Raw genomic sequence first — 22,585 nt, 5'->3', positions numbered from 1 at the left:
CCGATGGAGTTCGCCACGTTTGCCAACCGCGCCGCCACGATCGAGGCCGAATCCGCGGATCTCGAGATCGTCGCCCATGTTCGCGACCTCCTCACAGAGGCCGGCGACGACCTCCCAATCGTCGCCCGATTCGTCCAGGGCCGGGTCTTCCCCGCCTGGGACTCGACCACGCTCGATATCGGGCCGAACACCTGCTACGAGGCCATCGCCCGCGCTGCAGGGACGAACGTCGGCGCAGACGACGTGGAGGAGCGACTCGCCGAGAGCGGCGAAATCGGCGCAGTGGCGGCGAGCTACGACTTCGGCGGCCAGCAGGGGTTGGGCGCATTCGTGGGCGGCGGTGGCAGTGGTGCTGGTGGCGCTGACGACGACAATGACGACAACGGCGGCAACGGCACCGACGACCTCACCGTCCGCAAGGTACACGACACACTCACCGACCTCGCGGCCGCTGAAGGCTCGGGCAGTCAGGACCGAAAAGTCGACCTCCTCTTCGGGCTGTTCAACCGCTGCTCGAGCGACGAAGCGCGCTACCTCGCTCGCCTCGTCCTCTCGGAGATGCGCATCGGCGTCGGCGAGGGCACCGTCCGGGACGCCATCGCCGAGGCCTTCGACGTTCCCCAAGAGCCGGTCGAGCGCGCGCTACAGGTCTCGAACGACTACGGCCAGGTCGCCGAGACCGCCCGCAATGACGGTGTCAGCGGACTCGACGAGATCGAACTCAAGATCGGTCGCCCAGTCCAGGCCATGCTCGCACAGGCGGGGACGGTTACCGATGCACTCGAGGAGTGGGACGCTGCGGCCGTGGAATGGAAATATGATGGTGCTCGCATCCAGTTGCATCACGATCCAACGAACCCTGGCAATCCAGACGGCGACAGTAACGGCGAGACGCACGTCTTCTCGCGTAACATGGAAGCGGTCACCAACGCACTCCCGGAGGTCGTCGAATTCGCCGACCAGCACCTCGACTGCCCCGCGATCCTAGATGGCGAGGTCGTCGCGATCGACGACGATGGCAGTCCCCTTCCATTCCAGGAGGTACTCAAGCGCTTCCGGCGCAAGCACGACGTGGCGAAGGCCCGCGAAGACGTCACCGTTCGCCCGGTCTTCTTCGACTGTCTGCACGCCGACGGCGACGATCTCCTCGAGGAACCGCTCACTGCGAGACACGACCAACTCCAGTCGGTACTCGCGGCGGAGCCCCAGCAAGAACCCGAGGAGATCGACGGCTTCTCACTGCTGTGGGTCACCGACGACCCCGACGAAATCGAGGCCATCGACGCGGATGCACTCGAGACCGGCCACGAGGGGATCATGCTCAAGAACCCCGACTCGACGTACTCGCCGGGCCGGCGCGGAAAGAACTGGCAGAAGCGCAAACCGGACGTGGAGACGCTCGATTGCGTCGTTACCGGCGCAGAGTGGGGCGAGGGCCGACGGGCGACGTTCCTCGGGACGTTCGAACTCTCGGTTCGGGACGGCGACGACCTGGAAGCAGTCGGCAAGGTCGCGACGGGAATCACGGACGAGAAGCTCGAAGAGTTGACGGAGTTGTTGGAACCCCACATCGTCGCGGAGGACGGGACGGCAGTCGAACTCGAGCCGGCCGTCGTTTTCGAGGTCGGCTACGAGGAGATTCAGACCTCACCGACATACTCGTCGGGCTATGCGCTGCGATTCCCGCGATTCCTGGGTGTGCGATACGACAAGGATACCGAGGGAGCGGAGACGCTCGAGCGACTCGAGACGCTGTTCGAATCGTAGCAGCCTACTGCTTCTGCAGGTAGCACCGTCGGTTCAGTCGGCGTTGGCATGTAGATGAGCGCTCCGGGCGTCAAGAAACATACAATGATTCTTTGAGCTAGCTAAGGTAATTTATACACAACGATCGTAGTGTGCGTATGACTCAGTACACCCGACGCGACGCACTCGTTGCGACGGGGTCGGTAAGTACACTCGCCGTCGCTGGCTGTCTGAACGACGGTGGCGCAGATGAGCCGAACGGTGCCAACGGCACCCAGGCAGGCGGAACAAACGCTAATTCGCACGTCGAGTCGGTCGAAACGTTTCAACTCGGTGGGTCACTCTCACGACCGGAGTGGGCCCAGGCTGACGACCGAACTGGACTCGTCTCTGTCGCCGAGTCGCCACAGGATATCGCGTGGCTCGTCGCTGATCCGGAACGCGTCGACGGGCTCGAAGCCTGGCTGTCGGAAACTGACTTCGACGACGCGGTCGTGCTGTGCGCCCAGACCGTCGGACCGAACACCTGCGTCGACGAACTCGCCGTTTCGGATGTCGCAGTTACTGACGATGTGCTGGAAAACGAATCCGAGCCCCAGACAGCCATCACCGCCAGCATCCACGCAGTCGACACGAGCGAGGAGCGCGAGGCCTGTGGTGAGACGATCACCTACCCCGCCGCACTCGTTCGAATCACCGGCGACGATCTCCCCTCGGTAGCCACCGTCTCGATCACGGACGGCTGGGGTGAGACGAGCGAGGTCGACACCACCAGCGGGCTGCTCGACGCGTCCAAGTTACCCGGCTTTGTTCAGCCACCCCACGATCCGCAGCCAGCCAGTGTACTCGAGTGACCTGATGATGAGGTCGACCGGCATCCGAGCAGTGACGAGGATGACGTCGTATGGGGCGACGACCACGACGAGTCCGGTGTCTCACAACTCGCGCTGCGGGTCGAGAATCCGCAGTTCGATGGGAGTGGTGATAGTGGCGGTAGTGGTCGTAATGGTAGTAGTAGTGGTGATGGTGACGATGCGGCAGACGCACTCGAGTTCGAACGCGGTGACGAGGTCCACGTTCGGCTCTGGAACGTCTCCTCCGAGACGGTGATGACGGGGAACGCAGCCAAGTACAATTTCGAGAAGTTGACGAACGGTGGTTGGCAGGACGTTCGTGTCGGGAGCGACAACGTGGCGTTCACGTATACCGACGAAGGGGTGTTGCATCCGCCGGGAGAGGCGTTTGAGTGGATGTTCGAACTCATCGAAAACGGAAGTCTCGAGGGCCACATCCACGAAGACCGACTTACGGTCTGTCCCGAACTCAGCGCTGGCCGGTATCGATTTTCCTACTGGGGGACTGCCGGACGGAGTACGATCGCGGTCGGGTTCGATCTCGTCGAGTGAACAGGTGGTGGCTCCCATGACGAACGATCAGCGACGAACAGCGCCCCGCACTACGATATGGCGACAGTAGGTGAGCACGCTTAAGAGCCACGGCGAACAGGCTTCGCGTATGCAACCGCGCGATCTGTCCGATCACGTCGCCTACGAGGCGGGTCGGGGCATCGAGGAAGTCGCCCGTGAACTCGGGCGCGACCCCTCGGAGTTCGTCAAACTCGCCTCGAACGAGAACCCGCACGGACCCTCGCCGGCCGCCGTCGAGACTATCCGCGAGGCTGCCTCGAGTGTCAGTTCGTATCCGAAATCCACGCACACAGACCTTACCGAAGCCGTCGCCGACCACTGGGATGTCTCACCCGCACAGGTCTGGCTGGCAAACGGCGGTGACGGGGCGCTCGACTACCTCTCACGGGCCGTCATCAAACCCGGCGACGAGGTGCTCGTTCCGACGCCCGGATTTGCCTACTACGGCATGAGCGCCCGATTCCACCACGGCGAGGTGAGCGAGTACAGCCTCGACCGCGAGGGCGGATTCACCCAGACCGCAGCAGCCGTCCTCGAGGACTACGACGGCGAACGGATCGTCTATCTCACCAGCCCGCACAACCCGTCGGGCTCGACGACCGACCTCGCCGAGATCGAGCGCCTGGCGGAGGAAACCGACGAGGAAACGCTCGTCGTCGTCGACGAGGCCTACGGCGAGTTCGCCGACGTCGACAGCGCCGTCGCGCTCATTGAGGGCCGAGACGGCTTCGACGCGCGCGACGATATCGCCGTCTTGCGGACGTTCTCGAAGGCCTATGGCCTCGCCGGACTCCGACTCGGCTACGCCGTGGTTCCCGACGGGTGGGCAGACGCCTACACGCGCGTGAACACGCCGTTCGCCGCGAGCGAACTCGCTTGCCGAGCCGGGCTGGCCGCCTTCGGCGACGACGAACACGTCGAGCGTACCGTCGAGACGGCACGCAAGTCCCGCACGGCCATGCGCGAGGAAATCGATGCGCACGTCTGGGAGAGTGAGGGAAACTTCGTCCTCGCCAACGTGGGCGACGCCTCGGCCGTGGCAGACGCGATGCAGGAACGCGGCGTCATTGTCCGGGACTGTACGAGCTTCGGGCTACCCGGCTGCATCCGCATCACCTGCGGCACCGAGGCCGAAACCGAGCGCGCGATCGAGACGCTCAACGAGGTGCTCGCAGCCCCCGACCTGGACTTGGACCTTGACATCGATCCTGCAGCTGACCGCCAACGTGAGGTGACCGACACGTGAGAATCGCCGTCACCGGTACCCCGGGAACGGGAAAGACGACCGCGACGGAACTGCTGGCCGATCGGCTCGCCGGGGAGGAAGAGGCGGACAGCGAAGACGGGAATGCGGACGGTGAAGCCACTGACCTCGATGAGTTCGAAGTCGTCCACCTCAACGACGTGCTCGCCGAGGAAGGACTCTACACCGAGGTCGACCCCGACCGCGAGAGCAAGGTCGCCGACCTGGACGGGCTATCCGAGTGGCTCGACGACCACGACGCCGATACCCTCGTTGTCGACTCCCACCTCGCCCACCACTTCGACGCCGACCGCGTCGCCGTCCTCCGGTGTGCCCCCGAAGACCTTGCGGATCGTCTCCGAGAACGCGGCGAAACCGAAGGAAAGGCAGCCGAGAACGCCGAGAGCGAAGCCCTCGACGTAATCCTCTCGGAAGCCGTCGACCAGCACGGACTCGAGTCCGTCTACGAAATCGATACGACGGATCGTGAGCCGGCAGCCGTCGCGGACGAACTCGCGGCCGTCGTGGCCGGCGAGCGCGCGCCGAGTGCTGGCGAGGTCGACTTCATGGAGTATCTCACATGACACTCGATAAGTTCAGGCCGTACGTCTCGCGCTTTCTGGACCCGTTCGTCAAAGGATTCGACCGTATCGGGATGAGCCCCGACGGCGTGAGTGTTGTCGCGTTCGGGATGGCAGTCCTGGCTGCGGGGGCGTTCTTCCTGGGCGGACGAGCCGCGCCCGTCTGGTACGCCGTCGCCGCCGTGTTAGTCTTTTTGAACGGCTGGCTCGATATCGTCGACGGCGCACTCGCGCGTGAACAGGAGGTTGCGTCGGCGGGCGGCGACCTGCTCGATCATGTGCTCGACCGGTACGCCGACATCGTCATCATCGCCGGGCTCGCGGCTGGCATCGGTGACTACCTGCTCGGCTTCCTCGCCGTCACGGGCGTCGTGATGACCTCTTATCTTGGGACGCAGGCCCAGGCTGTCGGCCTCGACCGGGTCTACGGCGGTCTCGTCGGTCGTGCGGATCGACTGGCGATTATCGGCGTCGTCGGCTTCCTGGCCTACCCCATCCCGGGCGAGGTCGCCGGCCTGACGCTAATCGGCTGGCTGCTCGTCTTCCTCGCCGTCGTCGGCCACCTGACGGCGCTCCAGCGCTTTTTCTACTCCTGGACGGCACTCGAGTAACGCGCCTCGAGTAACCGGCATCGCGCTGTATGGGCGAGTCTCTTCGGATCAGCAACGCGCCGCATGGTTTATGACTCGCCGCGATATAGGTTCGCGCATGGTTCAGTGCGAGATGTGTGGCGCCGAGACGTCGTCTCCGAAGACCATCAAGGTCGAGGGCGCGAAGTTAGACGTGTGTTCGAACTGTACGGACTTCGGCACCGAAGTCAGACAGACCTCGAGTTCGAGCACGTCCACCAAGTACTCGACCGGCTCCTCGTCTTCGTCCTCGAATTCGGGCGGCCAGTCCGCCGGTTCGGGCGGGACGAGTAGTTCGTCTTCGTCGAGTTCTAGCTCCAGTTCGAGTTCCCAGCGTCGGACAGACATGTTCGACGATATGGACCAGCTCGCACCCGATTACGACGACCTCGTGCGATCCGCACGCGAAGACAAGGGTCTCAGCCAGTCCGATCTGGCCAACGAGCTCAACGAGAAGTCGAGTCTCATCCGAAAGATCGAGCGCGGTGACACGCTGCCGAGCGATCGTGTCCAGTCGAAACTCGAGCGCTTCCTCGAGATCGATCTGAGCGCAGAGGGGAGTTCGGGCGATGACTCCGAGTGGTCCGGCGGCTCCTCGTCGGGCAGTTACACGCTCGGTGACGTCGTCAAGCGCAAGGACTGAAAGCAGCTTGCACCGGCAGATGGTATAGACGCGCCCGGTGTGACGCGGGCGCGTCGTCTGTGCCACTCGAGTACTATAGTAACAACTGCAACTAGTTACACACTGATCGCACGTTCGCGGTTCTCGCTCAGTTCACTCGCTCCGACCCGCGCTGCCGTCGTGCGATCAGGTNCAACTGCAACTAGTTACACACTGATCGCACGTTCGCGGTTCTCGCTCAGTTCACTCGCTCCGACCCGCGCTGCCGTCGTGCGATCAGGTATGTAGTGACTTGCAGTGGCTTCTATAGCCGCTGTCACCTCCTGTCTCCCAGCGTCGGCGGAGTGGCGCGACGTGGCGTGCTGACTCGCAAGCTATTTCTTTCGCGGGACGGGTCTCTCTCCTATAGCGATGTTTGTCCTTGTCAACCTAAAGACATATCCGTGTGATCCAGTTGCCGTTGCGGAGGCCGTCCGCGATGTCAACGAGAATACCGACGCGCGCCTCGCCGTCGCACCCCAGGCGGCACACCTCGAACGCGTCGCCGAAACGGGCGCAGAAACGTGGGCGCAGCATGTCGATCCGATCGAGCACGGGAGCAACACCGGCCACACGCTCGCCGAGTCGGTCGCCGACGCAGGTGCAGCGGGTACCCTGATCAATCACTCCGAGCAGCGCCTGAAGCTCGCCGATATCGATGGCTCGGTGCAGGCGGCGGAGCGCGCCGGCCTCGAAACGGTTGTCTGTGCGAACAACCCGGCCCAGATCGGTGCCGTCGCGGCGCTCGGGCCGGACGCCGTTGCCGTCGAACCGCCGGAGCTTATCGGGACGGGAACGCCGGTCAGTCAGGCTGATCCTGATGTCGTCGAGGACGCCGTAGACGCAGCCGAGAGCGTCGACGACAGTGTGTCAGTGCTCTGCGGTGCAGGTATCAGCACCGGCGACGACGTGGTCGCTGCCGGCGACCTCGGCTCCGAGGGCGTCCTGCTCGCAAGCGGCGTCGCGAAGGCAGACGATCCGACGGCTGCACTTGAGGATCTGGTCGACCCGCTCTGAGTGACTCCTCGCCAAGTCGTCCTCGCGGCAGCGATTGCTCAGCGACGGTGTGCAACACGGCCGCTCAACGAAGTCGCTTGCAAGTCGTACACAAAGCCGGCACAGTACACACCCGACCCAACACCTTTTCTCACAACACGATAACACGTGTCGTATGAGTGACGAGCGGCCCGTGGCTGTCGCACTCGAGAACCGGCTCATGAGCCACGGCATCTACGTGACGGCGTTCGAACAGGGGGATGGGGACAAGAGCGAGAACGAGAGCGAGAGCGAAAGCGAGGCGACGGATCAGACTGCGAGTACCACCGAAACACACACTGAGAAGGACGCTACCAGCGGTGACGAGCAATCGGCTCCGATCGTACTCGAGTACGAAACCGTCTCGGAGGCACCGGGGGTGACGAGTAACGAGGTCGGTGCGGTGCTTCGGACGCTGCTGGCGGTTGCCGAGGAACGGGAGTGGCAGCCGGGGCGACTCGAGGTTACGTCACTGACGACGGATGGAGACCGGCGAGGGAGCTGGCACGTCGAGGCTGCGTGGTTCGAGAACCTCTCGAACGAACTCTCGCAGGTGGCGTTCTCACAGCGGGTCCTGGAGACGATTTCGCAGGAGTAGTTCCTGCATCGGCCACTGGTGGTGAGTCACGAGAGTAGACACCTTAATAATAGCTCACGCCCCAACGTTTCGACGAAAGAGTATGTCCGGAGAACAGGTCTTCGTCTCGCATGCACCAGGTGATCTTGAGCTCGTCCAGGACCTGTTCTCGACGGTGAAGAACTTCCCGTTCGGCGTCCACATCGTGCTTGAGGAGGTCGAATCGGGTGGGTCACGCGCGCGTCTCGAGGGCCGGCTGGCGAACAGCGATGTCGTCGTTGCGGTGCTCACTGAACGAGCGATGACCAGCCAGTGGATCAATCAGGAGATCGGTTACGCGCTGGCGAAGGGCATCCCCGTGTTGCCGCTGTACGACGACGAGCGCCGCCGTGGCGGTTTCATCAGCGACGTCGAGGGCGTCGTCATCGACCGCGAGAATCCCTCGGTGACGATCTTCAACCTGCTGTGCCGACTGCGGAGCGAACTCGCCCCGCTCGGTGCGCTTTCGGTGCCGAACTGGTACGTCCGGTTCCCGTGTACCGTGCCGAACTGTGACCAACCGGTGACACTCGAGATCGAACGCAACCAGACGAAGCTCTGGAAGCTCCACCAGCACGGCCAGGCGCTGTCGACCGACTGTAGAAACTGTGGCTCGCGCTACTATTTCGATCCGGGGACGATCGGGTATCTCCGTCGAGAGGACGGCAGTGCTGAGACGAACGCGCAATGATGTTCGCATCCACATCCATAGCCACATCCAGCGGTCCAGTTTGGGACTCCATACGGCGGCTACTCGAGTAGTATGCACGCCGTACACCGGACAGGCTGTGCTCCCGACTGCTGGAAGAGTGATGAAGGGGTCCGATAACAAAGCCGCTCCCGTTCGTTCGAGGGGACGTGCGAGGACGTCCTCGCACGGAGACGCTTCGTCCGTTGGGACGACATGCGGCAACTCGGCGATGCCAGTCGCCGGGTTCCTCCTCCCCTGTCAATTCCTGCCGGCGAGTGGGCGATGTGATGAGCCAACGCAGCGGCTGAAATCGGGACATCAATAGGGATACGGCCCCGAGCAGCGTGTATGGACACTGCAGTGCAGGCGGATGAGCGCACATCGATCTTCGATCGCGAAACGTTGTTGATCGGTACCGTCGACGTCGCCTTGCTGACGGCGTTGATCCTGTACGGTCAGTACTCCCACGGTCTAGTCGACGGTGTTCCTACCTTACTCGAGGCGCTGGCCCCGTTCCTGCTGGGCTGGGGCGCGATGGCGGCACTGTCTGGGCTGTACATCCGCGACGCGACAGCGTCGGTAGCCGGGACAGCGCGGCTGACAGCACTGACGTGGATCGCGGCGGCGAATATCGGTCTGTCCCTCCGTGTCTCGCCGTTCCTCGATGGGGGTGCTGCCTGGCCGTTCGGCCTCGTCATCACTGGCTTCGGGCTGGTTGCCCTCGTCGGCTGGCGTGTTGGGTATGCCGTGCTTGTCCGGCGGTAACGCTCTGGTCACTGGTTATCTGTGTTCTCGAACATATCAGGTATGAGGAACAATATTGTGGCACTGATAGCAGTATAAACTATTGGACTGTCTCGCTCGACTCATAAATGACTAGTGTCAACACTAGCCATAGTCATCCCGTCGTACGGTTTTACGTCTCTATTTGACGTTGTATCGTATCTTCGACGAATATCTCTGTCATCACATGATTATTCTTATCCATATCTACTCGTCGATAAGCAACTCATAAGTTATGGATATCCAGTGCCCAGAATATGGATTAGAAACCAATCCAATATCAAGCGATTATGGGAAACACTTATATACGCATTTCACGTACTATTGGATAGATTATGACTGGATATTACGACATTGTTCTTGGCCTTATCCCAGTCGCACTGGTTGGAATCACTGCAGCCCTGACGTTCGTCGGCATCTCGCTGACCGCAGCCGTCCCGATCGGCGCGTTCACCGCGATGGCGATCATCGGTCATGCGATGTTCGTCAATACGCCCGCAGACGTCTCCGACGAAGCCCGTTCCGCCAAGCCACCGCTCAACGCGGACTAGTCGTCCACTCCAGTCATTTTATTCCCTTCTCGAACCGTTTTTCCCTACCACAGTCACCGTCGTGTTACCCGTGAGCGGTCACTGTGCAGCTGTACTGCCAGAACAGTACAGACGAGCACGCAAGAGCAACAACCGACCACACGATAGAGAGATACGAACTATACAACGGACAGCGGCTATACAACGGCCAACAGCGCTGACCACAACGGTAGCACGATGCCGGGTTCGAACTCGACTGCAGGTGATCGTTACGCTGCTGGCCGAACCTTGAATCCGTACCGCGTCACGCCCTCCTGCGTGTATATCCGCCGAATCGTCGTCTCGATTTCATCGTCGACTGCGAAGGCGTCGGGTGCAGCGTCGGTCCCCATCGCGGGGAGGCTCACGGTCCCCTCACCTGTCTCCGTTCTCGAACTCTCTGCAACCGGAAGTTCGACGATCGCCGCCGCGTAGTCACCGGCCTGTGACTGCTGTGGCGCGAACTCTGGTGGCGCACCTCCCTGCGAAATCGTCGTTACAGCCTCAATACGGCCTGTGTCCGCGAGTTCGACTGCTTCATACTCAGCAAGCGACCCACACTCATCACAGGCACCCTCTGGTGGGAACGAAAGTGCACCACACTCCGGACAGCGGCCCGCCTCGAGTCGGTACCGCTGTGGAATCGACCGTCGCCACGACGGAACGCTGACGTACGCACCGCCGCCCGAGGGTGGTCCCGCCGTGACGACACCGCGCTGGCGGAGGTACTCGGCGTACGAGAGTGTCTGTTCGTCGTCTGCGCCGTTCGTGTCTGTCTCCAAGTCAACCTGTGCCGGAACGCTCCCACTGCACTCGAGTACCAGCGCGTCGGCACCGGCTCCACTACCGAACGAGACGCCCAGAATCGACTCGTGGTCCTCTGCAAGCGCACTGGCAAGCGAAACTGGAACGCTCGCAGCGCCGAGGTCGCCGAGGTCGTGAACCGTTGCAGCGGCCTGGATCTCGTCGGTTCCCACGCCGGCCGCGCCGGCGGCGCGGTAGGGGAGTTTCCCGTTCGGAGCCTGGATAGCGGCGGACGCTGGCTCGAGGTCGTCGCTGGAATCGGACTCGAGTGCGTCGACAGCGCCGCCAATCGTTTCGGTGAACGCCTGGCGGTCGTACTGGGTGACGCCGAGGCCCTGAGTGTCCTCCTCGCCGGTGTTTCTGAACCGGGTGCCGGGGTAGGGGAGGGAGTGCTCGGCACGGTCGACGATGTCGGCGGGACCGCTCGCTTCGAGGGCGAACGCGGCGGCACCCGCACCGGCGGCGTGGTCGAGTTCGCTATCCGGTTCGCCGACCGGTGCGTCGGCGGCGACGACGAGCCCCGTCGTGGTCTCATCCGCGTCGACTGCGTCCATACCCGCCCAGAGCGCGCGGGTGCCGGCCCGCGTGCTGCCAGTGAATACGTGACGGGTGGCCGACTCGTTGACGGCGAGCATCGCGCCCAGGCGAGCCGTCAGGTCCTCCTCTGCGACCGGTGGGTGAGAGGATGCGAACGCGAGCCAGTCGATAGCGTCGCCAGTGAGTTCCGCTGCCTCGAGTGCGCGCGTCGCGGCCTCGTAACCCATCGTCAGGGCGTCCTCGTCGGCTGCGGGGACGGCCTTTTCCGAGATACCGGAGGCCTGAAAGTGGCCCCAGGCATCTGCGAATTCCTCGGCCGTGATCCGGAATCGTGGTGCGTACGCGCCGACGGCGGTGATGGCGGCCATCAGACGCTCACCTCCGTTTCCTTCTCGAATACGTGAATCACAGATGCACCACCGCTGCCGCCAACGTTGTGCGTGAGCCCGCGTGTGGGGTTCTCGATCTGACGCTCGCCGGCTTTGCCCGAGAGCTGTTTGAACGCCTCGACGACCTGGCCGGCCCCGGTTGCCCCGATCGGGTGCCCCTTCGATTTGAGGCCGCCCGACGTGTTGACGGGGAGTTCACCGCCGAGTTCGGTCGCGCCGGACTCGATGAACTGACCGGCTTCACCCTTCTCACAGAAGCCGAGATCCTCGTATGCCAGCAGTTCGGCGATCGCAAAGCAGTCGTGAACCTCCGCGAAGTCGAGCTCCTCGGGGCTGATGCCAGCCACCTCGTAGGCCGTCTCGGCGGCACGCTGGCTCGCCGGGACGCCAGTGTAGGAGTCACGCTGGAAGAGTCCAACACTGTCGCTGCCGGCACCGACGCCGGCGACGCGGATCGGATCGTCCGTATACTCGTCGACGACATCCTCGCTGACGATCAGCGCGCAGGCTGCCCCATCAGAGGTCGGGCAGCAATGATAGAGATTGAGCGGATCTGCGACGACCGGTGCCGACTGGGCCTCCTCGAGTGAGCACTCGAAGCCGAGCTGGGCGTGCGGATTTTTCGCGCCATTCGCGTGGTTCTTGACAGCGACGCGCGAGAGCTGTTCGCGCGTGGTGCCGTACTTGTCCATGTGAGCACTGGCCATCTGGGCATAGACGCCCGAGAAGGTGGTGCCGGAGAGGCGCTCCCACTCAGTTTCGCCGGAGACACCGAGCCAATACTTCGTCGCGTCCGAACTCATGTCCGTCATGATCTCGAAGCCGCCCGCGAGAGCGACGTCCGCCATGCCGGACTTGACCGCCTGAACGGCTTGGCGTGTCGCAAAGCCACTCGCTGCGCAGGCGTTTTCGACGCGCGTACAGGGAACACCGTCGAGACCGACGTGTTCGGTTACCGCCGGGCCCGAGAGACCGAGCTGACGGCCACCGACGCCGAGCGTGCCAATGAAGGCTTCGTCAACGTCGCCCGTCTCGAGCCCGTTCGGAACACTTGCTACTGCGTCTTCGAACGCTGTCCGGAACAATGACCGGTAGCTCTCGGATGGAAACGCCCCGTAGGCCGACTGTCCCGCACCGACGAGGTAGGCATCTCGCATACTCGTGAACGGAGTGCCCGGTATGAAATAGATTTCGTCAAGGATTCGCATGGCGACAACACTGACACGTCTCGCGGCGATTTCCCGGCGGCTGCCGGATTGGGCGGGACATGTCGATAGTAACGTCTAAGTATGAGCGATGACCTTTGGTTTGACCACCCGTACGGCCATTGAACCGAGCTCGTATTGGGGTCATACGAGTGTGGGCCGACTTCAACTGACATAATCGTGGTCTCTATCGACATTCGACAGCAGTATACAACAACATACCGCAGCACAACGGACCCCTACACCAATATATCAGCAGCATACGACTCGGGCCGACACAGATCCACTCGAGTACCCTCAGTCAACGAGCCATTGGCTCGCGAGACGGTTGCCGATGGGTCTCCGTACCGTCACTGGGTTCAAACGGCTGTTTCACGTATTGGATGACGACATGTCACGCGCGGCCGATCTCGTCTCGGTTCTCGAGTCCGCCTCCTCGCTCGTCGTCGTCTGTCACGACAATCCGGATCCCGACTGCCTGGCCAGCGCGCTCGCACTCGAGACGATTGCCGACGAACACGATATCGGGGAAGTGGTAATTACGTACGGCGGCGAGATTTCACACCAGCAGAATCGAGCGTTCGTCAATATGCTCACACTCACGGTCGTCCCTCTCGAGGACGTGGCGTTCGAGGAGTTCGACTGTGTTGCGTTCGTCGATCACGCGAGCGGGCAGAACACGTCGCTCGAGACGGAGGTCGAACCGGATATCATCGTCGACCACCACCCTGACGACGGTGGCGACGCTGAGTTCGCCGATGTTCGGACGGAGTACGGCGCGACGGCGACCATTTTTGTCGAGTATCTCGACGAGCTCGATATCGAGTTGACCAGTCGGCTCGCCTCAGCACTGTTGTTTGCACTCCATCGCGAGCGCCTGGATTTCGTCCGTGACCCGTCCCGACGGGAGTACGAAGCTGCACTCTGGGTCTATTCCGATGCAGAACTGGAGGTACTCGAACAGCTGTATGGAAGTGCGTTCTCGCCGGGGACACTCGATGCGATCGGGCGGGCGATCGATACGCGCGAGCGCCGGGGATCCTCGCTGGTCGCGAGCGTCGGTAAAACATCCGAGACGGACGCGCTCCCCCAGGCAGCGGATTACCTGCTCAATCTCGAAGGGGTCGATACGGTGCTCGTCTACGGTATCGTGGGCGACGCGATCCGAATCAGCGGCCGTTCAATCGATCCGCGAATCAATATGGGCGAGACGCTTGACGCCGGGTTCGGCGACCTGGGGTCCGCGGGTGGCCACCACGACATGGCGGGTGGGTACATCGAGCTCGGTATTTTCGCAGACGAAGTGGGCGACGCAGAGCAGCTTCTGGACTTCGTCAGCGGCCGGATTTCGAGTCGCTTCTTCGAGGCGCTGAATCTCGACGCCTGACAGCAACCGACGGCGGACTCCCCCGGCCAGTTGACTGGGGTTTAGTCGATATCGATCCGGTGGGACTCGCTGTCCGGTTCACGCTTTGGGAGCCGTATCGTCAGAATTCCGTTATTGATCGTCGCGTCGATTCCGTCGGCGTCGACGGCGGCCGGAAGCGTGACCTTGCGGCTAAATGACTGGACCTCGCGCTCCCGTCGAATGTAGACGCCGCGATCTTCCTCGTCATCGTGACCTTCCGCACGCTTGCGTTCTCCCTCGATGGTGAGTAGTTCGCCTGACAGTCGAATATCGAGGTCGTCAGTCTCGTATCCGGGAACGTCGACGGTGACGACGAACTCCTCGTCTTCGTCTGCGATATCGAGGCTGGTCGACCCGCTTCCAACATTCATCGAAAGATCAAGCCGCCGCTGGCTTTGATCCTCAATACTTTGCTCCCAGGATCTGGCGGCCGTCTCGAGCTGGCGGTTGAGCTTTTCGAGCAGTTCCTCGATGCCGTCGAAGGGACTCGATCTGTCTGCCATAGTCACCATGACATACACCACGGACGCCAAAAAAGGCCACTTCAGCTCCGTCTGACCGTCAGCAACGATAACGTGTTGTGCCATGGTAGCTTTGGCTGTGCATGATGAAGACAACGTACGGTAGGTGCTCTCGTAGCCGACACAGCAACAGCAGCGAGCACTCAGAACGGTACCGGCGACAGCATCGCCGACCGAAACGGAAAACGGTGACACGGTCCCGGCAGCACCCTCTGGTGGTGGTGGAGTTTTCAGGCTGCTCGGCGTAAGACTGTCTCCATGACGCGCGCACTATTCGTCGTTAGCGAGGAAGGCTACTGGGGAGAAGAATGCGTCGAGCCACTCGAGACGCTCTCGAATGCGGGCGTCGAAATCACGGTCGCAACGCCCTCGGGTGGGCCGCCAGAACTCGACGAGACATCGGCCGATCCGGACGAGGTTGGCGAGGAGACCGCCGAGCACGTCCGAGAGGTCCACGAGAACGACGAGCGACTCAACGATCCAATTCCGACGGCCGAAGCAGATGCCGCGGAGTACGATGCCGTCGTCTTCCCCGGCGGGCACGGCACTGAATGGGACGTGAATCAGGACAGCGACGCTCGGCGACTCCTACGGGACGCGGTCGAGGGCGAGGGCAAGGCGCTGGTCGTCTGTCACGCCGTCGGCCTGCTCGCGTTCGCCCGCGGCAGCGATGGCGGCTTCATCGTCGAGGGCCGCGACGTGACCGGCTTCCCGACCGAGTGGGAAGCAGAGATCGTCGACGAGAACGACGTCATGCCGACGGGTCGCAAGCTACCCTACTGGGTCGAAGACGAGGTTGAAGCCGCAGGCGGCAGCTGGGACGCCGAACTCGACCAGGATACGAGCGTCACTGTAGATGGCGACCTCCTCACAGCTCGTGGACCGGAGTCCTCGAGTGCGGCGGCGGAGACGCTGCTCGACGAGCTCGGAGTCTCGGCAGCGTAAGAGTCAGAGACCGGTAGACGTTCGTTTTGCTGGCAACTCCGTGTTATCGCTGGAGCATGTCGATCGCTCGTTCGATCGTTCGAACGAACGAAAGCGTCGGCGTTCCAGGCAGGTAGACGGGGATATCACCGTCGTCGATCGGGACGTTCGTAATCGGGTCTCGACGTTCCATATCAGTGGTATACACCGCGTGCAGTTACGCGTTCGGAACTATTCTTTCACCATCCAAAATTAACGGTCGTTATTGAGTAAGGTGGACACGGTGTTCATTCTCACTAGATACTACCTATCACACACACACACACCGAAGTCGTCACTTGAGCCAGTATACGAGAGAAATTCGACGGGATAGCGATACCAGTACGTTCTGATCACACTCACATCGTCAAGGAGAAGGTGCTTGAGGACTGATCCGATCACAGCTACTGATGAGGCGTCGGAGTGCGCTCGCCGCGGTGACAACACTCGCAGGCACAGCCATCGCGGGCGTCGTGAGTCGACCCGGCGGCAACGATCCACTGCTTGCAGCGGCGCGGGAAGGGAGGGACGACATCGTTACCGAGACGACACGACTGCTACCCGATACTGTCCACGAAACCACGCTGTACGAGCTCACGGCTCCCGAACCGGGACCGACGGTGATCGTCTTCGGCGGCGTTCATGGCGACGAACGCAACGGCATTGAGGCCGCCCACGACGTCACCGAGTGGGCACCCGATGCTGGCCGACTCGTCGTCGTTCCCGAGACCGACCGCGTCGCCGTCGAGAACGACGAACGCGGTGGCGTCGACGGCGATCTGAACCGCCACTTCCCGGCTAACCAGGACCCAACCAGCGACCTCGCACGCGGCATCTGGAACGCGGTCGAGCGGTACGACCCCGACGTCGTCCTCGATCTCCACCGCTCGCTTGGGATCTACGGCTTCCACCAGGAGTACGTCGGCCAGACACTCTTTCACTCCACAGACGCTCACGGCCGCGCCATTGCCAACGCGCTCACCGCAGACGCCGTCCCCTGGTACCTGCCGTTCCACCGCTTTACCTCACAGGAGAGCACCGCTGGCGGCCCACTGCTCTTCCAGAAGGCCGCCGCCGAACTCGATGCGACCTCCTATCTCTTCGAGACCACCGCCTTCCTCCTCGACCACGCAACCATGACCGAACAGTCTCGGCTCGCGACCGCACACGTCCTCGCGGCTCATGGGGGACTCGAGTACGACACGGGAATTGGCGTAGCGGGTGCACCGGAGTCAGGACAGGAGTCCGAAACGGAACCAGACGGAGGGACAAACGCATGAGCGGAGACTCTCCTAGACCGGAGTCGGGGAGAGGATCGGAGCCATCGACCGGGCACGCAGGCCGGCTCGAGATCGGCCGCCGAGCGCTCACGAGTCCGGCGACGGTCGCGACTACAATCTTGTTGATCGTGCCGTTCGCGTTGGGCTGGCTCCGGACGGCACTGTTCTCGCCGCTGGCGTTGCCGGGGTACGTCATCTACAGCATCGGGACGGCGATTGGCAACGCCATCGAGCCACGGTTCGAGTTCTGGGTGTACTGGGTGCCGTTCCTCGGTGCCTGTTACGGTATCGCGGTCAGCGTCGGCACCGCCTACGAGTGGGTTCGCGTTCGGCGCGCTGCTGGCGACAATACGGGGTCAGATCGCTCACCCGGCGAATCCAGCGAATCTCGCCAGTTGGACAACTGAGACGAACAACGTCGTGGTGAGTGTCTTGACGCCGGTGAGGCGGTGACCAGCCGGTGGCAAGACGAACTGGCGCGACCACGGGACTACTTGAGAGGGCGGTGAATCAGTCCCTTTTTACGCGACGGCGGGGAACTGCGACTATGAGCTTCGAGAAAGACGACAAAGTCGTCCTGACGGACAAGCACAGCGATTTCAACGGCGATGTCGGGACGGTCACCCAGACCATGGAATCGATGTTCGGCGACGTAACCTACACCGTGAGCTTCGAGGACGGACAGGAGACAGGCATTCCGGAAGAAGATCTCGAGGCGGCCGACGTTGACGTGGACGAGGACGAGGACGGCGACGACGAAGACGAAAACTAACGACAACGACACCAAACAGCAACTACCGACAGGCGCTCCCCCCGAAACCGACCGAGCCATCTCGTTGAGAGTTCGCAGCCGTATACGACACTACAGATGCCACAGATTCCGCTTCACTACGTCGACATTCGAACGTTCTGCTACGCCACGGAGGACGAAAAGCGCGTCGAGGAGGCCCTTCGGACCTTCCTCCCCGAGGAGTTCGAGATCGAGCGCGTCGAATCAGAGGGTCACTACGGCGATCGCATCCTCGTTCTCTCAGCCCGCGTCGAGAACGCAGACGAGGTGCGCCACGTCCTCTCGCGGCTCACCGATCTCGAGTCGTTCGACACGCTGCTTGCGGAACTCGACGATCGCGTGACTGAGAACACCGAACTCTTCCTTAGTCTGGACAAACAGGCCGCTTTCGGGGGAACGATCCGCGTCGGCGACGGCATCATGCTGCGCGCGAAGGTCGAGGCCTACCCCGCAAAAAAAGAGCAGGCACTCGAGAACGCCCGGGAAGTACTCGAGCGGCTCCGAGACGAAAGCGCTGAGTAAGACTGGACAGGCAGAGCTTCGATTGTAGCGTTTCTGCTCCCGATACTTCGCGTTTCTCGTTACGTCGTTCGCTTGGTGTGAAAGTTCTGTAGGTTCGGGCTGATTCTGCACGTAGGGTCTGAGTTTGTTTCTCGAGTTGATCTCACTCACCCGGGCTGATCTGGACGGTCGTTTCGGCCGTTAACCCCTTCTCTTCGGCGTCAGGAACGTTGATGTGGACACTGATCGTATGCTCTCCGAGGTCGGCTTCTTCCCAGTCACTGTCCGAGACCTGAAACAGTTGGTGCCACACCTTTCGGAATCGCTTACGCTCCCCCCGCTGGAAGTTGAACGCGCCGGTCTCGTCCGGAGGGTCGTAGCGCGCAACGTGTGAGGCCTCCGTAACGTCGTCGACGTGCCACGTCCACAGCAACGGCGACGCAGTCGAGAGGGTGACCGGAACAGGAAGTGCGTTTCGCATCGTGACGGTAAACGGAATCGGTTCACCAACCGAGTACGTCGTTTTCGGTGTCGAGACATCCACCGAGATCGCCCGGTGGTGGAGGGTCGTCGGGACGAGCAGGTTGCTGAGTGCTGAGGAATTTACTGACCGGAAAGACTGGACAGTGGCGGATGAGGTCCGCTTGTTCGGCGTGAACGGTTCCTCGTCACGCTGGAGGGCGTCCGACTCGTAGATCCGACGCATAGGGGTCGGGAAGGACTGGGTCACCTAAAACGTTCGGGTATGCATGACGTGGTAGTTGGTAGCTTGCAGTTAGCAGGTGACGCGGTGACACAGTGACACGAATAGTGTCGTCGTCCGATGTACGGCGTATGCGACATATCGGTCCTGCGGTAACCAAACGGTATACTCTCTTGGAGCAACCATCGCGCGGCTGGTGTGGTTAATTGTACACTGGTGTATATATCTTTGAATGGTTGCGTGTTGGGTCGGGGAGAAGGTGAACAAAGAACCACTTCTCGTTCAGCAGCCTGTGCCATCATAATTCGTGATCAAAATCTATATATGACTACCATCATATGGACAGGTTGTAGTGTTGGCAAATGCAATGTGGTCACTCCCCACAATGTATGCTGGTCGAACCCAGTGAGCCTCGCCGACAGCATGTCGGGGGGAGGAGCCACATCCAACGTAACGGTGTTTATAAACACAATGTCGAAAACAACGAAATCGCGAAATTCGAGCCTCGATCGCCGCCGACTGCTGCAGGGAATTGCAGCCGCCGGTGCAATCGGTGTTGCGGGCTGTCTGGGTAATGGTGACGATGACGACGAAGAACTCGACGTCAGCGACGCACTAGAACGCAACGACGTCGACTTCGACGAGATTCAGGAAGGTGGACGACTCGAGTTCGCAATTCCACGGAACAGTATCTCTGACTACGACCAGGCCCAGAGTACCGCTGCCGAAGACTCGGTGGTTTTCGAGGCAGTTTACGACGGCCTGACGACGGTCAACAGCGACGGTGAGTACCTCCCCTGGATGGCCGCCGAACACGAAGCCGAGGAGGCGAACGATGTCGATGTAACCGACTACGAGGACTACATGGTCGAGTTGGAAGCCGACGACGCAGACGATGGCTTCCCGTTCTTCGATCTGGAAGACGACAACAATCTCGTCCTCATGCAACACCCTGACGACCTGCCGGCTGAGGAGGGCGACACAGTCCGAGTGTTGACCCGAGAGGAAGCCGGCGACGCCGTCGCTGATGGCGTCTACGGAACCAGAGTCGAGGGACGCTTGCACGAGGGCATCGAGTTCCACAACGGTGATGAGTTGACGGCCGAAGACCTCGTCCGGTCCTACGACAGATACGTCGGCTCTGACAACGAAGGTCAGATGTTCGACACGTTCATGTACGCCGAGGCCCTCGACGGTGACGACGGCTACACGTACGCGCTGTATTCGCAGGAGCCGGACGCCGCAGCGTTCGTGGAAATGAATCCGGTCGTGTATCCGGCCCAGCATGCCGACGTTCCGGCTGGTGAACTCGATCCACGGGACGACGAGGACATGGTCCCGATCGGTACAGGACCGTATCAGGTTGAAGAGTTCGAGGAGGGCTCGCAGCTGCTCCTCTCCCGAAACGAGAACTACTGGGTCGAGGAAGTCGGTCTCGACAACATTCCGTGGTGGGACGGCCCCGGCGAATTCCCAGAAAGCCCGGTTATCGACGAGATCAACATCCGCTTCGTCGAGGAGTCCGTCCAGCGGAGTTCTGCACTCGAGGACGGCGATGTCGACATCGCCTACGAACTGCCATCGGACGCGCGTAACAACTTTTACGAATCTGACGACTACGTCGTCTCCGCGACGGAGGCCTTCGGCTTCAAGTTCATGCAGTTCCCGGTCGAGGAGACCGATACTGGCGGCGCGTTCGCCGAACGAGAGATCCGGCAGGCGGTCAGCGCACTGATCCCTCGTCAGCAGATCGTTGACCTCATCGAACAGGGCTGGGGCGATCCGGCGCGGGTTCCATTCCCGGAACCTGCTGCCGACCTCGCAACAACTGGCGAGTACGAAGACCTCTTCGAGGAGGAGTGGGCGTACCCGCTTGAGCCTGACGTCGAACAGGCCGAACAGCTTATCGAAGAGTCGAGCCAGGAAGCGCCGGTTGAGATCGTCATCCAGACGAACGCCGAGGACGACGAGCGTATCGACAAGATGCAGCTGGCTGTCGACGAGTTGAATCAGAGCGGTCTTTTCGAGGCCGAACTCGAGACGCCGGCTGCACTCGGCGACTGGGTGCCGGAACTCTACACCGACGGTGCACGGCACGACGCCGCCGAGGACAACGCTGCGACAGTCATCGGACTCGCTGGCACGCCGGAACCACACGGCTTCCCGGAAACGATTCACGATCCGGACAACTGGAACGGCTGTTGTAACTTCTTCTTCCCGGAAGGAGCGCTGCCAGACGACTTCGTTGATCTGCTCCGAAGCTGTCGGTTCGACACCGATGTCGCCGAAGACGAAGACACCCGCAGAGAGCGCTACGACGAGTTGTGGCCCCAGCTGGTCGACCTCTCTGCGAACACCATCGTCGACTACTCACTGAACACCGGCACGACCAACGACGAGGTTGTCGGATTCAACGTTCATCCGCAGACGCAGGCGATCCTGAGCTACGCAGTGTACAGTCCTGCTGACGAGCAGATCATGTACCTGGATCGCTAACCGACTGCCTTCGGACCTATTTGCACACGTACACGCACACGCACAAGGTATGAGTTTACAAAAATTCATTCTTAAACGGATACTTGCCTCAGTCCCGGTATTGTTTGGCGTTTCGGTGGTCACGTTTGCGCTTATGCACATCACACCGGGTGACATCGTGGATCAGTTGGTTGCGGCGAATCCCAACGTTCCCGCACACGAATCAGCCAGACTTCGGCGCGAATTCGGTCTGGATCAACCGGTCTGGGTACAGTATCTCAACTGGATACAGGGGGTATTGACTGGCGACTTCGGCGAAGTGTACTCGAGCAGTCGCGACGTTAGTTCCGTCGTACTGGCTCGGCTTCCCGAGACGATTATACTCGGTCTGTTCGGCTGGGTGTTTGCGGTGCTGATCGCTATTCCAGGCGGCATCTATGCCGCGGTTAACAAGGACCAGCTCGGTGACGACGTGAGCCGATTCGTCGCACTGTCGGGCATTTCGATCCCGAACTTCTGGCTCGGCCTGATGCTGATGGCGATCTTCGCTGTTCGCCTCGATTGGTTCCCAACGCTTGACCCGCAGACATCGTTGCTCTCTCCATCGATGCTCTGGTGGCTGATTCTGCCCGGTGTCACGATCGGGACGGCAGCCGCAGCGAACATGATGCGAATTATGCGCACGTCGATGGCCGAGGAGTTGAACAAGGAGTACGTCACCGCCGCGCGTGCGAAAGGATTGCCGGAACGAACGGTCATCCTCAAACACGTGCTCCGGAACTCACTCATCTCGGTCACGACCGTCGCCGCGTTCCTGACCGCGAGTATCGTCGCCGGATCGGTCGTCGTCGAGACGGTGTTTGGTTGGCCTGGTCTCGGTCTCGAACTCATCCAGGCAGTCCACCTCAGGGAGATCAACCTCATTCTGGCGATCACCCTGTTTACCGGCTTCTTCATCGTACTCGCGAATCTGCTCGCGGATATCGTCTACGCACTGCTCGACCCACGAATTAGAGACGAATACTGAT

26 protein-coding genes are annotated in these 22,585 nt (G+C 61.5%); 20 read left to right on the top strand and 6 right to left on the bottom strand.

The annotated features are described in order from the left end of the window. The first annotated feature begins 3 nt into the window (after nt 1-3). Both ligA and C482_RS07765 read left to right on the top strand, forming a co-directional pair. Nucleotides 4-1,767, top strand: coding sequence for an ATP-dependent DNA ligase LigA (ligA, locus tag C482_RS07770; RefSeq protein ID WP_006166981.1), 1,764 nt, complete (start codon nt 4-6; stop codon nt 1,765-1,767). A 137-nt stretch (nt 1,768-1,904) separates the two neighbouring features. After that, nucleotides 1,905-2,600, top strand: a complete 696-nt coding sequence (locus C482_RS07765; protein WP_049896560.1) for a hypothetical protein — start codon at nt 1,905-1,907, stop codon at nt 2,598-2,600. 81 nt (nt 2,601-2,681) lie between these two features. Here C482_RS07765 and C482_RS21475 read toward each other — a convergent pair whose 3' ends face one another. Then, complete coding sequence (locus tag C482_RS21475; protein ID WP_161605591.1) at nt 2,682-2,822, bottom strand: hypothetical protein; 141 nt, start codon at nt 2,820-2,822, stop codon at nt 2,682-2,684. A gap of 33 nt (nt 2,823-2,855) precedes the next feature. Between C482_RS21475 and C482_RS07760 the strand changes: the two genes are divergently transcribed. The 10 genes from C482_RS07760 (at nt 2,856) to C482_RS07710 (ending at nt 9,963) form a co-directional block, all read left to right on the top strand. Then, nucleotides 2,856-3,152 (top strand): hypothetical protein, encoded by a 297-nt coding sequence (locus tag C482_RS07760; RefSeq protein ID WP_049896559.1) that lies wholly within the window; start codon nt 2,856-2,858, stop codon nt 3,150-3,152. Nucleotides 3,153-3,261: 109 nt separating this feature from the next. Beyond that, nucleotides 3,262-4,419, top strand: a complete 1,158-nt coding sequence (hisC, locus tag C482_RS07755; protein ID WP_006166980.1) for a histidinol-phosphate transaminase — start codon at nt 3,262-3,264, stop codon at nt 4,417-4,419. Continuing rightward, the gene (locus C482_RS07750; protein WP_006166979.1) at nt 4,416-5,000 is read left to right on the top strand and encodes an adenylate kinase family protein; all 585 of its coding nucleotides are present in this window, start codon (nt 4,416-4,418) and stop codon (nt 4,998-5,000) included. Before hisC ends, C482_RS07750 begins: the two co-directional genes overlap by 4 nt. Further along, on the top strand, nt 4,997-5,608 hold the full coding sequence (locus C482_RS07745; protein ID WP_006166978.1) for a CDP-alcohol phosphatidyltransferase family protein: 612 nt from the start codon (nt 4,997-4,999) through the stop codon (nt 5,606-5,608). The genes C482_RS07750 and C482_RS07745 overlap by 4 nt, the downstream gene beginning before the upstream one ends. A 97-nt stretch (nt 5,609-5,705) precedes the next feature. Beyond that, a complete protein-coding gene (locus C482_RS20360; protein ID WP_083858593.1) occupies nt 5,706-6,269 on the top strand; it encodes a multiprotein bridging factor aMBF1 in 564 nt (187 codons plus the stop codon). Between the two features lie 390 nt (nt 6,270-6,659). Beyond that, nucleotides 6,660-7,304 carry a triose-phosphate isomerase gene (tpiA, locus tag C482_RS07730; RefSeq protein WP_006166975.1) on the top strand — a complete coding sequence of 215 codons (645 nt, stop codon included), beginning with the start codon at nt 6,660-6,662 and terminating at the stop codon, nt 7,302-7,304. A 154-nt stretch (nt 7,305-7,458) separates the two neighbouring features. After that, nucleotides 7,459-7,920: a hypothetical protein gene (locus C482_RS07725; RefSeq protein ID WP_006166974.1), complete on the top strand. Its 462-nt coding sequence runs from the start codon at nt 7,459-7,461 to the stop codon at nt 7,918-7,920. 82 nt (nt 7,921-8,002) lie between these two features. Further along, a complete protein-coding gene (locus tag C482_RS07720; RefSeq protein ID WP_006166973.1) occupies nt 8,003-8,629 on the top strand; it encodes a toll/interleukin-1 receptor domain-containing protein in 627 nt (208 codons plus the stop codon). 348 nt (nt 8,630-8,977) lie between these two features. Next, nucleotides 8,978-9,394, top strand: coding sequence for a DUF3054 domain-containing protein (locus tag C482_RS07715; protein ID WP_006166972.1), 417 nt, complete (start codon nt 8,978-8,980; stop codon nt 9,392-9,394). Between the two features lie 353 nt (nt 9,395-9,747). Next, a complete protein-coding gene (locus C482_RS07710) occupies nt 9,748-9,963 on the top strand; it encodes a hypothetical protein (protein WP_006166971.1) in 216 nt (71 codons plus the stop codon). Nucleotides 9,964-10,211: 248 nt separating this feature from the next. Here C482_RS07710 and C482_RS07705 read toward each other — a convergent pair whose 3' ends face one another. Further along, complete coding sequence (locus C482_RS07705; RefSeq protein WP_006166970.1) at nt 10,212-11,690, bottom strand: zinc ribbon domain-containing protein; 1,479 nt, start codon at nt 11,688-11,690, stop codon at nt 10,212-10,214. Continuing rightward, nucleotides 11,690-12,868 (bottom strand): thiolase domain-containing protein, encoded by a 1,179-nt coding sequence (locus C482_RS07700; protein WP_049896569.1) that lies wholly within the window; start codon nt 12,866-12,868, stop codon nt 11,690-11,692. The genes C482_RS07705 and C482_RS07700 overlap by 1 nt, the downstream gene beginning before the upstream one ends. A gap of 382 nt (nt 12,869-13,250) precedes the next feature. On the opposite strand from C482_RS07700, the gene C482_RS07695 reads away from it, so the two are divergent. Then, the gene (locus C482_RS07695) at nt 13,251-14,303 is read left to right on the top strand and encodes a DHH family phosphoesterase (RefSeq protein WP_006166968.1); all 1,053 of its coding nucleotides are present in this window, start codon (nt 13,251-13,253) and stop codon (nt 14,301-14,303) included. Between the two features lie 41 nt (nt 14,304-14,344). Here the strand turns inward: C482_RS07695 and C482_RS07690 are convergent, their stop codons facing one another. After that, nucleotides 14,345-14,827 carry an Hsp20/alpha crystallin family protein gene (locus C482_RS07690; RefSeq protein WP_006166967.1) on the bottom strand — a complete coding sequence of 161 codons (483 nt, stop codon included), beginning with the start codon at nt 14,825-14,827 and terminating at the stop codon, nt 14,345-14,347. A gap of 276 nt (nt 14,828-15,103) precedes the next feature. Here C482_RS07690 and C482_RS07685 point away from each other — a divergent pair, with 276 nt between their 5' ends. Next, nucleotides 15,104-15,790 (top strand): DJ-1/PfpI family protein, encoded by a 687-nt coding sequence (locus C482_RS07685; protein WP_006166966.1) that lies wholly within the window; start codon nt 15,104-15,106, stop codon nt 15,788-15,790. 43 nt (nt 15,791-15,833) lie between these two features. Here C482_RS07685 and C482_RS22645 read toward each other — a convergent pair whose 3' ends face one another. After that, entirely contained in the window at nt 15,834-15,962 is a 129-nt protein-coding gene (locus C482_RS22645; RefSeq protein ID WP_006166965.1) for a hypothetical protein, read from the bottom strand. A 256-nt stretch (nt 15,963-16,218) separates the two neighbouring features. Here C482_RS22645 and C482_RS07680 point away from each other — a divergent pair, with 256 nt between their 5' ends. The 4 genes from C482_RS07680 to C482_RS07665 all read left to right on the top strand — a co-directional run bounded on the left by C482_RS07680 (nt 16,219) and on the right by C482_RS07665 (nt 18,400). Continuing rightward, the gene (locus C482_RS07680; protein WP_006166964.1) at nt 16,219-17,088 is read left to right on the top strand and encodes a succinylglutamate desuccinylase/aspartoacylase family protein; all 870 of its coding nucleotides are present in this window, start codon (nt 16,219-16,221) and stop codon (nt 17,086-17,088) included. Next, on the top strand, nt 17,085-17,495 hold the full coding sequence (locus C482_RS07675; RefSeq protein ID WP_006166963.1) for a hypothetical protein: 411 nt from the start codon (nt 17,085-17,087) through the stop codon (nt 17,493-17,495). The genes C482_RS07680 and C482_RS07675 overlap by 4 nt, the downstream gene beginning before the upstream one ends. A 140-nt stretch (nt 17,496-17,635) precedes the next feature. Continuing rightward, nucleotides 17,636-17,860 carry a hypothetical protein gene (locus tag C482_RS07670; protein ID WP_006166962.1) on the top strand — a complete coding sequence of 75 codons (225 nt, stop codon included), beginning with the start codon at nt 17,636-17,638 and terminating at the stop codon, nt 17,858-17,860. A gap of 96 nt (nt 17,861-17,956) precedes the next feature. Next, entirely contained in the window at nt 17,957-18,400 is a 444-nt protein-coding gene (locus C482_RS07665) for an RNA-binding protein (protein WP_006166961.1), read from the top strand. A 142-nt stretch (nt 18,401-18,542) separates the two neighbouring features. Here the strand turns inward: C482_RS07665 and C482_RS07660 are convergent, their stop codons facing one another. Continuing rightward, nucleotides 18,543-19,085, bottom strand: a complete 543-nt coding sequence (locus C482_RS07660; RefSeq protein WP_006166960.1) for a hypothetical protein — start codon at nt 19,083-19,085, stop codon at nt 18,543-18,545. A 468-nt stretch (nt 19,086-19,553) separates the two neighbouring features. Between C482_RS07660 and C482_RS07655 the strand changes: the two genes are divergently transcribed. Both C482_RS07655 and C482_RS07650 read left to right on the top strand, forming a co-directional pair. Beyond that, entirely contained in the window at nt 19,554-21,578 is a 2,025-nt protein-coding gene (locus C482_RS07655; protein WP_006166959.1) for an ABC transporter substrate-binding protein, read from the top strand. A gap of 49 nt (nt 21,579-21,627) precedes the next feature. Further along, complete coding sequence (locus C482_RS07650; RefSeq protein ID WP_049896558.1) at nt 21,628-22,584, top strand: ABC transporter permease; 957 nt, start codon at nt 21,628-21,630, stop codon at nt 22,582-22,584. The last annotated feature ends 1 nt before the right edge of the window (nt 22,585 follow it).

The sequence above is a fragment of the Natrialba chahannaoensis JCM 10990 genome, from assembly GCF_000337135.1.
Classification (GTDB): Archaea; Halobacteriota; Halobacteria; order Halobacteriales; family Natrialbaceae; genus Natrialba; species Natrialba chahannaoensis.
This window is presented reverse-complemented; position numbering and strand designations above follow the sequence as displayed.

What these genes read in the sequence shown, in the direction of transcription:
- ligA (WP_006166981.1), top strand. Translation starts at nt 4, where the DNA reads ATGGAGTTCGCCACGTTTGCCAACCGCGCCGCCACGATCGAGGCCGAA.
- C482_RS07765 (WP_049896560.1), top strand. Translation starts at nt 1,905, where the DNA reads ATGACTCAGTACACCCGACGCGACGCACTCGTTGCGACGGGGTCGGTA.
- C482_RS07760 (WP_049896559.1), top strand. Translation starts at nt 2,856, where the DNA reads ATGACGGGGAACGCAGCCAAGTACAATTTCGAGAAGTTGACGAACGGT.
- hisC (WP_006166980.1), top strand. Translation starts at nt 3,262, where the DNA reads ATGCAACCGCGCGATCTGTCCGATCACGTCGCCTACGAGGCGGGTCGG.
- C482_RS07745 (WP_006166978.1), top strand. Translation starts at nt 4,997, where the DNA reads ATGACACTCGATAAGTTCAGGCCGTACGTCTCGCGCTTTCTGGACCCG.
- C482_RS20360 (WP_083858593.1), top strand. Translation starts at nt 5,706, where the DNA reads ATGGTTCAGTGCGAGATGTGTGGCGCCGAGACGTCGTCTCCGAAGACC.
- tpiA (WP_006166975.1), top strand. Translation starts at nt 6,660, where the DNA reads ATGTTTGTCCTTGTCAACCTAAAGACATATCCGTGTGATCCAGTTGCC.
- C482_RS07725 (WP_006166974.1), top strand. Translation starts at nt 7,459, where the DNA reads ATGAGTGACGAGCGGCCCGTGGCTGTCGCACTCGAGAACCGGCTCATG.
- C482_RS07720 (WP_006166973.1), top strand. Translation starts at nt 8,003, where the DNA reads ATGTCCGGAGAACAGGTCTTCGTCTCGCATGCACCAGGTGATCTTGAG.
- C482_RS07715 (WP_006166972.1), top strand. Translation starts at nt 8,978, where the DNA reads ATGGACACTGCAGTGCAGGCGGATGAGCGCACATCGATCTTCGATCGC.
- C482_RS07710 (WP_006166971.1), top strand. Translation starts at nt 9,748, where the DNA reads ATGACTGGATATTACGACATTGTTCTTGGCCTTATCCCAGTCGCACTG.
- C482_RS07705 (WP_006166970.1), bottom strand. Translation starts at nt 11,690, where the DNA reads ATGGCCGCCATCACCGCCGTCGGCGCGTACGCACCACGATTCCGGATC.
- C482_RS07700 (WP_049896569.1), bottom strand. Translation starts at nt 12,868, where the DNA reads ATGCGAGATGCCTACCTCGTCGGTGCGGGACAGTCGGCCTACGGGGCG.
- C482_RS07695 (WP_006166968.1), top strand. Translation starts at nt 13,251, where the DNA reads ATGGGTCTCCGTACCGTCACTGGGTTCAAACGGCTGTTTCACGTATTG.
- C482_RS07690 (WP_006166967.1), bottom strand. Translation starts at nt 14,827, where the DNA reads ATGGCAGACAGATCGAGTCCCTTCGACGGCATCGAGGAACTGCTCGAA.
- C482_RS07685 (WP_006166966.1), top strand. Translation starts at nt 15,104, where the DNA reads ATGACGCGCGCACTATTCGTCGTTAGCGAGGAAGGCTACTGGGGAGAA.
- C482_RS22645 (WP_006166965.1), bottom strand. Translation starts at nt 15,962, where the DNA reads ATGGAACGTCGAGACCCGATTACGAACGTCCCGATCGACGACGGTGAT.
- C482_RS07680 (WP_006166964.1), top strand. Translation starts at nt 16,219, where the DNA reads ATGAGGCGTCGGAGTGCGCTCGCCGCGGTGACAACACTCGCAGGCACA.
- C482_RS07675 (WP_006166963.1), top strand. Translation starts at nt 17,085, where the DNA reads ATGAGCGGAGACTCTCCTAGACCGGAGTCGGGGAGAGGATCGGAGCCA.
- C482_RS07670 (WP_006166962.1), top strand. Translation starts at nt 17,636, where the DNA reads ATGAGCTTCGAGAAAGACGACAAAGTCGTCCTGACGGACAAGCACAGC.
- C482_RS07665 (WP_006166961.1), top strand. Translation starts at nt 17,957, where the DNA reads ATGCCACAGATTCCGCTTCACTACGTCGACATTCGAACGTTCTGCTAC.
- C482_RS07660 (WP_006166960.1), bottom strand. Translation starts at nt 19,085, where the DNA reads ATGCGTCGGATCTACGAGTCGGACGCCCTCCAGCGTGACGAGGAACCG.
- C482_RS07655 (WP_006166959.1), top strand. Translation starts at nt 19,554, where the DNA reads ATGTCGAAAACAACGAAATCGCGAAATTCGAGCCTCGATCGCCGCCGA.
- C482_RS07650 (WP_049896558.1), top strand. Translation starts at nt 21,628, where the DNA reads ATGAGTTTACAAAAATTCATTCTTAAACGGATACTTGCCTCAGTCCCG.